Origin of the sequence: Flavivirga aquatica (assembly GCF_001747085.1) — a bacterium.
In the GTDB taxonomy this organism is placed as follows: Bacteria; Bacteroidota; Bacteroidia; order Flavobacteriales; family Flavobacteriaceae; genus Algibacter_C; species Algibacter_C aquatica.
The window spans coordinates 46701-60373 of sequence record NZ_MDJD01000046.1 but is presented as its reverse complement, the minus strand read 5'-3'; the positions used below and the strand labels follow the sequence as shown (position 1 = coordinate 60373).

The window sequence follows — 13673 nt, the reverse complement described above, 5'->3', positions numbered from 1 at the left end:
TTGTTAGTTTAATAATCAAACATCTATAAAATTATAAATCTCCTTTATTATACTACTTATTTTATTTCATGTTAATTTAAAAAGCAATAAACTATAAAGATTATACTTCAACTAAGCTATGCTATACAAGTTATAACTTACAACAGATATTAGATAATCTTATTTATAACTACTAACAATAATTTAACTATAAAAATTTCTAATATTTTAATTAACTATTTTTCTATATTAATTATTATCGTTTGCTTGGATTTTCAACTGAATTATCTTCAGATGGATTTTTCTTAAAAGGAAAAACAAATTGACGAATAAACCCTTTTGGAAATTTAACATCTCCTAATCCTGTGCTTTCTGGCCAAGTTTTACCCATTGGGTAATAGGTACCAAACATCATATCTATAAAAGGAAAATGAATAGCAAAATTCTTATCGTATGCTTTAGGATCATCTGAATGATGCCAATGATGATATTGAGGTGTTACAAACACATAACGAAGAAACCCAAAATTTATACGTGTATTCGCATGAGCTAATACAGCTTGAATAGATACAATTACTATGTATGTAGTAAAAACCGAACTACTAAACCCAAATACATATAAAGGTAAAAAGGATACAGCACGAACTGCTATTAAATCGACAAAATGAGTTCTAGACCCCGCTAACCAATCAATATCTTTTGTTGAATGGTGAACCGAATGAAAACGCCATAAATAGGGAATTTTATGAAAAACATAATGTCCTGTCCACTGAAATAAATCGGATACTAATAGCGCCAAAAACAGCTGAGGAATAAACCAAATACCTTGAACCCACTCTTGAAAATCTGTTAACCCTATATTTGAAAAGACTATAGTAGCAGGTAACTGGATAAGAACTCCTGTTACTTGAATTAATAAATGACTAATAATAAAATAAACTAAATCGGTTCTCCATTCCTCATGAAATTTTGTTTGCTCAAGTCTTTTAGGTAAGAATAATTCCATAGGAATGAATATAAAAGCAGAAACTAATATATCCAACAATAGCCAATCCATTCCAATTGTAAATGATTTTGAATTTATTTCTTGATAGCTTGGTATACCTGATGTTAAAAAAATTGCTACTGCAATTGTTAATATTGCTATAAACCCTAATTTTGTTTTTTTACTCAAAATAAAACTTGTTAAAGCAAATCCAAAAGATAAAGCAAGCACTATTAAAAAAGCCCATTTAATATAATTAGGCTTATATAATTCTCTAAAATCTGTAGTAGTCAAATAATCTGGAAAATAGGCACAAATTGTAGTACCAAAACATATTATTGCCAAAAAAATGGAGATGTATCCACTTATTTTTCCTTCTCCTATTTTAAGTCTTTTATTTTGAGGCATTTTTAAGCTTAATTCAATACAATTATAAGCTAAAATGGACTTGAAACATTCGTTCATTTCATTTTTAGCACCTTGTTTATTCTTTAACAAATATATAGATTTATATCTCCAAATTATTGCATAACAAAATGCTATATTTAGCTAAGTATAAAAAACAAAAAAGAGGGATGCCTCTCTTAAACATTATATTTATTAACATATGTGTTTATAAACTCTTAGTATGAAAAGACACTAATCCTTCAATAGGTCTTCGTTCAAAATTACCAACCTTGAATCCCATCTCTTCTGCAACTTCCTTTATTTCTGTTTGAGAGAAAAATGCAATAGATCCTGCAAAATGTACTGGAACTGTTTTTAATTCTTCTTTAAATTGCATAATCATGTTGGTAGCAAATAAACGTATTCCTTTTTTTATAAGATTAATAGTGTATTCTGAATCTTTGTGAAGAAACATAAATTCTGCAAAATTTGCCAAATAAGCATTAGGGTTTGGTTGCTTATATAAATTATACTTTATATAATCTGACTCCATGTTAAACTTACTTCCAAAAGCAATTTTAACATCTTCTGGCATATGATTAAAATAGTAATCTCTTATAAGTTGACGTCCGTAATAATTACCTGAAGCGTCATCCATTATAGAATAGCCTAAAGAATTTACACGTTGTTCTAGTACTTTTCCATTATAATAACTACAATTGGATCCTGTTCCCATAATGCATACTACAGCGGCTTCTTTATCATGGTTAATCGTAGAGTACACTGCAGCCATAGTATCTTCATTAACTTCAATATGTGCGTTAACGAAAATTTCCTCTAAAACACTTTTTAATAATGCTTTTGGTTTTTCGGTCCCACAGCCTGCTCCGTAAAAAAAGACATGAGAGACTACTTCTCTATTATTCTTTAAATCCTTATTTCCTTTAATTATTTTATGGAGTTTTTTTTCAGATAAAATTGCAGGGTTCAACCCTTTTGTTCGCATTTTTTCTAATAATTGGTTTCCATTATTATCTACTGCTATCCAATCCGACTTGGTAGAACCACTATCAACAATTAAAATCATAAGTTTTTAGAATTAAAAAATCCACAGAATTATTATGCGTATACATAATAATCCTGCGGATTTCTATTAATAAATTATAGAGAACCGATATGTTGAGCTAAATCAACTAATTTAGTTGAATAACCAAACTCATTATCATACCAAGATACTAATTTGATAAAGTTATCATTTAATGCCATACTAGCATTAGCATCAAAAGTACTTGTTTTAGGCTCAGATACGAAATCTTGAGATACTACACCTTCTTCAGTATATCCTAAAATCCCTTTTAATTCGTTTTCTGAAGCATCTTTTAAAGCTGCTTTTATTTCATCCCAAGATGCTTTTTTCTCGATACGACAAGTTAAGTCTACTACAGATACATCAACAGTAGGAATTCTAAAAGCCATACCTGTTAATTTCCCGTTTAATTCAGGAATAACTTTCCCAACAGCTTTTGCTGCTCCAGTTGAAGCTGGTACGATGTTATTTAAAGAAGCTCTACCTAATCTGTAATCTTTTCTTGAAACACCATCAACTGTAGATTGAGTTGCTGTTGCTGCGTGAACTGTAGTCATTAATCCTTCTGCAATTCCGAATTTATCGTTAATTACTTTAGCTAAAGGAGCTAAACAGTTAGTTGTACAAGATGCGTTAGATACGATAGTATGATCTGCTGTAATTTCATTATGATTTACTCCCATTACAAACATTGGTGCATCTGCAGATGGTGCAGAAATAGCAACCTTTTTAGCCCCAGCAGCAATGTGCTTTTGTGCACCTTCTAGGTTTGTAAAAATACCTGTACAATCTAAAACAACATCTGCTCCTACAGCATCCCATTTTAAATCTTCTGGGTTACGCTCTGCAGTAATTCTAATTTCGTTACCGTTAACTACTAAATTTCCGTTATTAGTTTCAATAGTTCCATCAAATTGACCGTGAACTGAATCATATTTTAATAAGTAAGCTAAATGCTCTACATCTAACAAATCGTTAATTCCAACTACTTCAATATCTGGTCTAGAAGCTGCTACTCTAAAAGCAATTCTTCCTATTCTTCCAAATCCGTTAATCCCTAATTTTAATTTTGACATATTCTTGTGTATAAATGTTAAGTGCTCATGATATCTGAGACACGCAATAATTCTAAGTTTATTTTTGTTTTTCCTTTTATGGCATTATCTAAAGGAGTTAATTCCATTTTTCCGTTTAGTAAACCAACCATATAATTAGTTTCTCCATCCAATAAAGACTCCACAGCCTTTACCCCCATTCTGCTTGCCAATACGCGATCAAAACAAGATGGTGGGCCTCCTCGTTGCATATGTCCTAAAACAGAAACTCTTACATCGTAACCTTCCATATTATCATCAACATAATCTTTAAGTTCGAAAATATTCTTACCTATTTTATCACCTTCGGCAACAATAACAATACTTGATGTTTTACCTGATTTTCTACTTCTGTTTAAAGATTCTACTAATCGATCTAATCCTAAATCTTCTTCTGGAATTAAAATCTCCTCAGCACCACCAGCTATTCCTGCATTTAAAGCTATATGACCAACATCACGCCCCATAACTTCAACAAAGAATAATCTATTATGTGAACTTGCTGTATCTCTAATTTTATCAATAGCATCTACTACAGTATTAAGTGCTGTATCAAAACCTAGAGTGTGAGATGTACCAACTATATCATTATCTATAGTACCAGGAATTCCCATAACAGGAAAACCAAACTCTTGATTAAAAATAAGTGCTCCAGTAAATGAGCCATCACCTCCTATTACAACAAGACTATCAATATTTGCATCTATTAACTGTTTATATGCTTTTTGTCTTCCTTCTACTGTTCTAAATTCTTTAGAACGTGCAGATTTTAATATGGTTCCTCCTTTGTTTATAATTCCTTTTACGCTTCTAGCATCCATTCGCTTAAAGTCTCCTTCTATTAGCCCTTCATATCCTTTATAAACACCAAAGCATTCTATTCCATGATAAGCACATGTTCTAACTACTGAACGGATAGCTGCATTCATTCCAGGAGAGTCTCCTCCTGATGTTAAAACAGCTAATTTTTTTATTGTTTTTGGCATTAAGTTTTCAAATTTACAAGGTAAAATTACTAAACAAATAGCATATATCTATAGCATTTACAGTATTTTAATACTGCTTTTGGAACTATAACGTTTTAGTTGATAAAAAAAACTCAAGTAGATGAAAAATAATTAAAATATTTAGACTTATTTCTTTGAAGATGACTTTATAGAGATAAATTCCGGCAGTGGCTTTGTGTCATTTTTATTTATTTCTTTTGTTGGAATTTCTTCTTTTTTTCGTTTTTTAAAAAAGTTTTGTAACAATTCCTTAAAAGTATCAAAATCAACATTATATGCTATACCTAATCCTTGAGTATACCCTATGGCATCACCAAAATTTCTAATACTATTTTCTCTATTAAATACTTTAGCTGTAAGTGTACCTTCTTCATTTAAAAGAAAATCAATTTCAACGTCACCCGCAACAACTGTTTCTGAAGCTCCTCCAACTGGCACTCCTAATTTACCGTTAATAAGAACACGGTCACTTATTTGGGTTTGCAAGGTTACACCAACACGATCTCCTGTTTGATAATCGGGTCTATTTTGTCCTGCCTCGTAATTTAGCCCTATGTTAAGTTTACTATTTCCATTTGTAAATATGCCATTAATAATACCATTAAGTCTTTCTGCTATGGTTCCAGAGAAATTAAGTTCATTTAGCCCTCTAGAAAAAGATCCAGTTGAGATTAAATACAGGGCTTGATTTTGCTTATCGTCATCTGATTCTAACCTATAATTGAGCTCAGATTTGATGGTAGAATTTACATTAGGGAATTCAAAATTAAAATTTGCTTCTGGCTGCTCTAAATCACCTCTTAATCTAATATTTAATTCAACAGGGATGCTTCTATTAATAGGATTATCTAATAAAGGGGAAGGATTTGCTTGAGTTTTATAAATAGCTAACATATTTATTTGCGCTTTTAAAGGATCTCCTTCCCAAGCAATTGTACCTCCTGGTTGTACAGTAAATTCTTTTTGAATTAAGCCGCCATAAGCAAAATTATAAACGCCTTCGAATACAGAGAAATCTCCCCACATATTAAACTTTCCATTAGTATTAATTTCTACTAATAAACCACCACTACCTCGTCCTTTTAAAGCATGTCCTGTATTTTTATCAATGATGATTTCTACTTCGGCATCTTCAGTGACATCCAAATCAAAATCAAGTTCAAGCCCTTTTATTTCATTAAAAACAACTTCAACTCCTTTTTCTCTCGCATCTTTTTCTTCTTTAGTTATAAAGTGAATAAATGAATTATCTCCAAAAGACTCTGCATCACTCAAAGGTATTTTAAAAACTGTTCCTGGTTTTGTTTCTCCAACTACACTAATAACTAATTCATCTGTAGGTCCTTTTATGCTTGCTCTTCCTCCTATAAAACCTGTGCCGTAATATAAAGCTTCTTCTTCCTCTTTAGTGTCTAAAACCACTAGTCTTGGCGTGGTTAAATTTAAATCTAAACTCCATTTTGAAAAATTCACATGACTTAAAGAGCCATTTAATTTACCTTTAGAATTATGTTTAGTATCTGTTAATTTAATTTTATTAAATATAAAACTTTGGTTTTTAAGTGTTACAGATGCTTGATTATTAAAACGATAATCTACATTAAGATATGGAATACCTAAACCCGCCTTATTAAGTTCTAAGTCTCCATTAAGATATGGACGATTTAAATCACCAACTACTTTTACTCTTCCAGAAACTTGTCCGCGAATATCACTTAAAACACCAGCCAGCAAAGGATTTAAAGGACTTAAGTTAAATGTATCAAAATCTAGGGTTAAGTCTATTTCTGGTTTTTTTTCTAAAACACTTATATTTCCTGTTGCTGTAAGCGATTTTGAAATGTCATCTTTTATAGTAACATCTACTTTATAATTAGTAAGAGACTCATTACCTGTTATTCTAGTATTAAAAGAACCTAGTAAAAAATCATTTACTTTAAAATTATCAATAATAATAGTTGAACTAGGCAAATAACTTCCATTTTTTTGAAGAATATCTAATTTCCCATTTACATTACCCTCAAAAGATAAACTATCTATATCTGGTACTATTTTTGATAAATCAACATTCTTAAAATTTAGTTTAACATCTTTCTCTGTAGATTCTTTTATAAACCCAGAAAGCTTAATTTCTTCATTATTATGATTAATATTAAATTTATCAATATTAAAATTTGTTAGTTTTTTGTCGAAAGATATTTTATGAAATTTATCTTGATTTTTATTAATATTCCACTTAGTATTTTTTATAGTAACATCAGACTTTTTAAAACCTATAACTGATTTATTGTCCTTATTTATAGTATGGTAAAAACTTAAATTATATTTGTCATTATTTCGTTTACCACCTTTAAACTCAGAACGCATAAATAAAGTATCATTTACTGTTACATTAATTAAATTAAACTTAGAAATATTATAATATTTAGTATTTAAACTATCTATTTCTACATATGTATTAAAAAGAGGATTACTATTATCCACTTGTAGTTCTATATTTTTAGCAAAATAATCTAACAATTTAATTTTTGGAGATTTAAAAGTCAACTTAAATTGACGCTCATCACTCTCAACTCTTCCTCGTATGTATGTATTTTTACCAAGTTCAATATCTGGAGAAAACACTTCAATAATTTTATTATAAACTTTAAAATTAAAACCTATACTTTGATTTGTCTCTACTTTATGTGGGACATAATTAGTATAAATATATCCTATTGAATTTTCAAATAATTTCCTTAAATCTTTAAATACAAAACGCCCATTTAAATCACCAACAATAATATCTGGTGAATTAAATTCTATAAAACGAATATCTTTTTCAAACCTTGAGGATACATCAAATTTCTTAAAATAATAGGTGTCATTTTGGTTTTTATAAACAGTATTATTAAACGATATTAAACCATAAGCATCATCAAAATTACTTCCATTAATGTTCATGCTAACCTTACTCTTAAAAACAGAAACACTATCCTTCTTTACAAAATTTAGAGTCTTTAAATTGGCATAATCTATTGTTGCATTAAAATCGTATTTATTCATTTCTTCCGAGAAATCTACTAATCCACTAAAATTAAGCTTCAAATTTTTATCGTTTACAATAAGATTTCCATCAAAAATTCTATTTTTAATATTTCCTGCAACTTTTACACCATTGTAATTATAATTGTTATATTCTAATTCAAAAATATCACCTTTAACCTGTGTATCAATAGTTTCAGAAACAAATCCTTTACCATTCACATCAAAGTTTAAAGACCCTTTTCCTATATTAGAATCATTAAAAAACATTCCAAAATCAAACTGTTCAAAAATTATTTTACCCTTATAATCTGCATTATCTATATCATTAATCTTGGTTATTTCTAAGTTAGAATCTACAAAACCTAAAACAGTACCTATTGTAACATCTGCTATAACTGTAGATGATGTTACTTGAGTATTTCCAATAATGGTAAATTTCCCCAATCTATCAAAAGATGTTGGTATAGCTTCTCCTAAAACGTTTGGCAATAATGATTTTAAATCTTTATAGGTTGATGATAAATTTTTAAAGTTACCATTCATATAAAAATTATCAGCTTCTTTATTAAATAGGTTTTTAAAGTTAATATTACCATAAACCCTTGTATTCCGACTCGTTTTTAACTTTAGGTTACTTGTTTGTAAATTATTTAAAGTGCCTGACAGATCTACACTAAACTTTGCAGATTGATTATTTCCAAATTCATTATAAAAAGTATTTAATTCATCTAACAACACATTAGAATCTTTAAAACTTGCCGATACTAAAACTTTATCTGTGAAGTACTGTAAATCTTTTCTATCATAAGAAAACTTTAAATCCCCTTTTAAAATAGAGTTAGGTGTTTCTATTTGAAGGTTTGCAAACGTCATATCTTTTAACGTATAAGCAAAATTAGTCATTAGGTTTTTTAAAACTACACCTCTACTATCCTTAAGGGATAACGTATTTATTCTAGTACTTACATCACTTCCATGTATTAATAAGTTTGTAGCATTAATATTTAAATCTTTAATATCCAAAACCTTAGTGGTTTCTCTATTTTCATCTATTAATCTAAACATTCCATTATAAATAGATACATCACTAGATGATAATAAAAATTTACTACTACTTTTTTTAGGGTTATTACTATCGAATCTGGCTACAAAAACATCTAGATTTGTTCCCGTTGTATCTTTATAGGTTTTTATATTAAAAACTAAATCTATAATATCTATATCTCCAAAAACAAGCTTACCATCATATAAATTCTTAAAATTTAGAATAGAAGTATTTAATTCTGTAATATTAATAAGTGTGTCTTTTTTATAATCTTCAATATAAATACTTTTAAGTTCAACATCACCGTTAAGCTGTAAACCAACTTTATCTATGTTAATGTTAGTTCCAAAATCTTCATTTAGCCTTTCTGTAGCATAATTACCCAGACTGGTTTGAATAGCTGGTATAGAAAGTATCAACACCAAAATGATGAATAGCATTAGTAATATGCCAACTATTTTTGATACTATTTTTAGAAACTTCTTGATAACCGTTAAAATTATAATTTTATTAAGATTATATAATACGCTCTTAATAATTGTCTGTTAAAAAATTTGGGTTAAAGTTAATTTATACATAAGTTATTTCTACTTATCTATTCAAAAAATAAATGAGTAATTTTGTACTTACGAATGAATAAACAAATTTGGGTTTTTATTCGTATTCAAAATTAACAATTATTGTGCCTAATATTCATTAATGTCCTCACAAAATATTTTTATCCTAGGAATTGAATCATCATGCGATGATACCGCAGCTTCTATAATACATAACGGAAGCATTTTAAGCAATGTTGTAGCAACTCAAAAAATACATAAAGAATACGGTGGTGTGGTGCCTGAACTTGCTTCTAGAGCCCACCAACAGAATATCGTTCCTGTAGTTGCTCAAGCTCTTAAAAAAGCTAATATTACAAAAGAACAACTTCATGCCATTGCCTTTACTAGAGGTCCAGGATTGATGGGAAGCTTATTAGTAGGAACTTCTTTTGCAAAATCATTGGCTTATGGATTAAATATTCCACTAATAGATGTTAACCATATGCAAGGGCATATTTTGGCTCATTTTATAGATGAAGAAGGTTTCGAAAAGCCACCTTTTCCATTTTTAGCAATGACGATATCTGGTGGACATACCCAGATTGTTAAGGTTGATGGTTATTTTAATATGACAGTTATTGGTGAAACCATTGATGATGCGGTTGGAGAAGCCTTTGATAAAAGCGGAAAAATTCTAGGTTTAGGATATCCTGCTGGTCCAGAAATTGATAAACGTGCCAAATTGGGAAACCCTAAAGCATTTAAATTTACCAAGCCTAAAGTGGATGGTCTAAATTTTAGTTTCTCTGGATTTAAGACTGCTGTGCTATATTTTATTCAACGTGAAGTGAAAGTAAACCCTAATTTTATTAAAGAAAATTTGAACGATATTTGTGCATCCATTCAATATACTATTATTGGTATTTTAATTGATAAGTTAAAACTAGCTTCGAAACAGACTGGAATTAAACACATTGCTATTGGCGGTGGAGTTTCGGCTAATTCTGGAATTAGACAAGCTTTAAAAGATGGTGAACAAAAGTTTGGTTGGTCTACTTATATACCTAAGTTCGAGTTTACTACAGACAACGCAGCTATGATTGCTATTGTAGGTTATTTAAAATATTTAGATGGAGACTTTGCAGAACAAGATATAGTAGCATCTGCTAGATTGAAAATATAAATAAAATGTTCTTTTTAGAAGTTCTTAAATTTAAAATTTCAATTCACTTAAAGCAATAAGATAATAAATAACAATAGTAGTTGTTTCTTGCAATATTAATTGTTATCAAAATAATTCTTTTAACCCGCATTACTCATAGTGTACTTATTGGGTTTAATAATCGAATCTTTATGTTTACCCTTTAATTATTGTTTTCTATTTAGAAATTTATACGATTTTTTTGAATGACTAGGTCTATTTATATGTTCAATAAATCAAAAAAATGGTCGATTTTTCACACCAAGACATAGGTATCCCAAGGTTTTAAAATGTGAATTTTAAAACCTTCACTGTGTTATTATCTCTCAAAACAAATCTTGATTTACAAATACTTTTGACAAAATTGATAGTAAATTCGTTTTTTAGTAATTTTAAGTGTTACTCCAATTTTTAACAACTGGGTTCTTATTATGCTTATTTGCCATTTTTTTGCTTTTGTAAATCTAGTCTTTTTTATACTTTTTTTGAGTAGTAAAACATTTCGTAAGCTAAGCTACTTAGAAATAGCCTGAAAAAGTTAGCCAAAAAACCATGGTTTGATAATCTATCTGAAAAACACATGTTTTTAACCTCCTTAACCCGAACTATGTCAATTCATTATCAAAAATTTTGATAACAGAAATATAAATGCTTCAGCGGGAAGCTTTCAACGTTAAAATTAAAGCCTTTAGAGCACAATTTAGAGGCGTAACAAACGTAGAATTCTTTCTATTTAGGCTAACTAATATTTTTGCCTAATCATCTAATCCTAAAACTTTTTGACTTGACCCGTTTTGTATTTGTCCAACTATTAAATTTTTAAAATAAAAAAGACTTGCAATTGCAAGCCTTTTTTATTTTTTTAATATTAACCCTATTCGGAAGGTCTACCATGTAGACGCTTTTCAATCTTCTTTTTCTTAGCGGTAAGCCGCTTCATTGCATCCATTAACTGGGTATCTTTAGTTGTTTTATATATTTCGTTCATTGCTAAAATAAGACGCTTTGCCTCTCTCGAAGCGACCACTCTATCACTTGTAGACATATTACTCATTTTAGCGTTTTCAAAAGCTATAGCTTCTTGTAAAATGCTCATAATTATCATTTTGTTTATTACAAAAAACAAATATATCTAAACTAAACAACATTATCTAATATAATTCATTGATAAAATTTATAATAGAATCAAATAAATACATACATAAGATAAAATAACATAGTATTAGAGTCTTTAAATTCCTTGAAAACTAATTATTTATTTTAAAAGCTATAAAATAATCAAAAAATAAATAAACTGCAAAATTATTATTCTATGTCCTAATTTTGAATTGAAATTCTTCATTATTTTATTAAAATAAGAAAAAACAATATAACACAAAGAAATTACTAATTTTATTACATATTATTTACAAACTATATTATTGAACCGCTTTCAAAGCATCAATATTTCCATAACCAAATTGACTATTCTTATTTGGATACAACGCAGCTGATTGCTTTAATTTGTTTAATACTTGATCTTTATTCCAATCAGGATGTTTAGCCCAAATTAACGCTGCAATTCCTGCTGTAGTTGCTGTCGCAACAGAAGACCCACCAGTATAAATTCTTGTACCATTATTAAATCCAACTACTGGAGGGTGTTTACTTGTATTGTTATCACCTTCCATAACAATAGTAAAATCAATCTTACTTCCACTATGGCATATATTGCAACGCTCATAATTTGCTCCATCATCTACTCCAGTTACTGCTACCGTTTCATCCATTGTTGCTGGAAATGTTACGCCATACCAATTAGTAAAATTAGTAGATGTCCCTCCTGCTGCAAAAATTAACTTTCCTTTGCTATTTGCATATTTTATGGCATCTTTAATATTTCCAATAGACCAAGTCCAACCTATAGACATCGATATAATTTTTACATCACTTCTATTTCCTAACTCAATTAAAGCTTGAGAAACCCCTTTACGTTCTTCATAATCATTCAATAACACATCTTCTGTTGCTCTATAAGCTACCAAATTACAATTATAAGCTACTCCCACTGGCATTCCATCATTATTTCGCGGTGCTGCCATAGTAGATGCCATTTGTGTACCATGTCCACATTTATCATCCGGACCATCATAATTAAAAGTCCCCTTTTTCTCAACACGTCGCCCATTAGAAACACCATCATTAAACCCTGATGTATTTAATAATGATTGATTTGCAGAAACTCCAGTATCGATTAACCCTATAGTAATACCTGCTCCTGTAGAAATATTCCAAGCTTGAGGAATATTATGCTTGTAAAAATTCCAAGCTACTTGGGCATTGTTAGGTGAAATTGTTTGATAATGATCTGAATTTATTGACTCCGATTCTTTTGAGCACCCAGAACCAGATGTTTGAAATTTAGTTTGAGCTGTTGATCGTTGTAAGCTATTTTTAGCGATATATTTATTGTATCCATTAGGTTCTAAATAGCGAATATTCTTTGCCTTTCTTAAAGCTATAACAGTTTCTAGGTTTTCAACTTTAACATCTATGGCATTAATTATTTTATATTCTACAACGTTTTTATTTTGACCTTTTGATAACTTAAAATCTTCTGTCTTAGCAATCATTTCAAGAATATCATCTTTAGTATTAGTAAGTCGTCGTGAATGATGTTCATTAAAATTCTCATTTTCTTGTCCATAACCAATAGTTAAAATGTTATTTCCATGCACCACAGCACTCCATAACATATGATCGTCAACATCCTTCCAGTTAAAATCATTTGTTTGGGATAAAAACTCATTAATTTTAGAATTTATTTCTGAGATTTTAAGAATCTCTTTTTGAATAGTATCTACATCTGTAGTCTCATCTTGATTTGTAACTGTATCATCTTTCGTACAAGATGCAAAAAACAGTAATAGTACTAGTAATTTAATGTAATTAGGTTTCATTATTTATACATTTAATAGATTTGTTCTTCAAATATACAAAATCAATTATATGCTCAGTAATTTTCTTACGCTTTTATGTGAAATTTAATGTTAAAAATTACTAAAACAAGATATGTATTAGAAAAATAGGATATACACTCTTTTTTACCCCATAAATAGGTTTGGGTATTTTTCGAGGAAAACTCAAATATAGAAGTGTCCTAAACTGGGGAAGCTTTCTTAAAAATAAAACCAATTAAAAAATTGTATACGCCATATGGAGGAATATAACTATCTGTTTTTTTCTTCTAAAAAGCTTCTTCACCTAATATATTCAAAAAAAATTTAATAAAGTCACACATCAAAAAGAGTTCTTCAAACTCCTTAATTTTTAAATCAATCAC

Annotated in this window: 8 protein-coding genes; 1 reads left to right on the top strand and 7 read right to left on the bottom strand. The window is 29.2% G+C overall.

What is annotated here, in order from left to right; genetic code table 11:
• Positions 1-235 precede the first annotated feature (235 nt).
• The 5 genes from A8C32_RS11765 to A8C32_RS11745 all read right to left on the bottom strand — a co-directional run bounded on the left by A8C32_RS11765 (position 236) and on the right by A8C32_RS11745 (position 9051).
• Positions 236-1462 (bottom strand): sterol desaturase family protein, encoded by a 1227-nt coding sequence (locus A8C32_RS11765; protein ID WP_240491736.1) that lies wholly within the window; start codon positions 1460-1462, stop codon positions 236-238.
• A gap of 115 nt (positions 1463-1577) precedes the next feature.
• On the bottom strand, positions 1578-2438 hold the full coding sequence (locus A8C32_RS11760) for an N-acetylglucosamine kinase (RefSeq protein ID WP_069830620.1): 861 nt from the start codon (positions 2436-2438) through the stop codon (positions 1578-1580).
• A gap of 74 nt (positions 2439-2512) precedes the next feature.
• Entirely contained in the window at positions 2513-3514 is a 1002-nt protein-coding gene (gene gap / locus A8C32_RS11755; RefSeq protein ID WP_069830619.1) for a type I glyceraldehyde-3-phosphate dehydrogenase, read from the bottom strand.
• A gap of 17 nt (positions 3515-3531) precedes the next feature.
• Positions 3532-4518 (bottom strand): 6-phosphofructokinase, encoded by a 987-nt coding sequence (gene pfkA / locus A8C32_RS11750; protein WP_069830618.1) that lies wholly within the window; start codon positions 4516-4518, stop codon positions 3532-3534.
• A 147-nt stretch (positions 4519-4665) separates the two neighbouring features.
• A complete protein-coding gene (locus A8C32_RS11745) occupies positions 4666-9051 on the bottom strand; it encodes a translocation/assembly module TamB domain-containing protein (protein WP_069830617.1) in 4386 nt (1461 codons plus the stop codon).
• 259 nt (positions 9052-9310) lie between these two features.
• Between A8C32_RS11745 and tsaD the strand changes: the two genes are divergently transcribed.
• Positions 9311-10333, top strand: coding sequence for a tRNA (adenosine(37)-N6)-threonylcarbamoyltransferase complex transferase subunit TsaD (tsaD, locus tag A8C32_RS11740; RefSeq protein WP_069830616.1), 1023 nt, complete (start codon positions 9311-9313; stop codon positions 10331-10333).
• A gap of 892 nt (positions 10334-11225) precedes the next feature.
• On the opposite strand, the gene A8C32_RS11735 is transcribed toward tsaD, so the two are convergent.
• Positions 11226-11447: a hypothetical protein gene (locus A8C32_RS11735; RefSeq protein ID WP_069830644.1), complete on the bottom strand. Its 222-nt coding sequence runs from the start codon at positions 11445-11447 to the stop codon at positions 11226-11228.
• A 322-nt stretch (positions 11448-11769) separates the two neighbouring features.
• The gene (locus A8C32_RS11730) at positions 11770-13290 is read right to left on the bottom strand and encodes a S8 family peptidase (RefSeq protein ID WP_069830615.1); all 1521 of its coding nucleotides are present in this window, start codon (positions 13288-13290) and stop codon (positions 11770-11772) included.
• Positions 13291-13673: the final 383 nt, after the last annotated feature.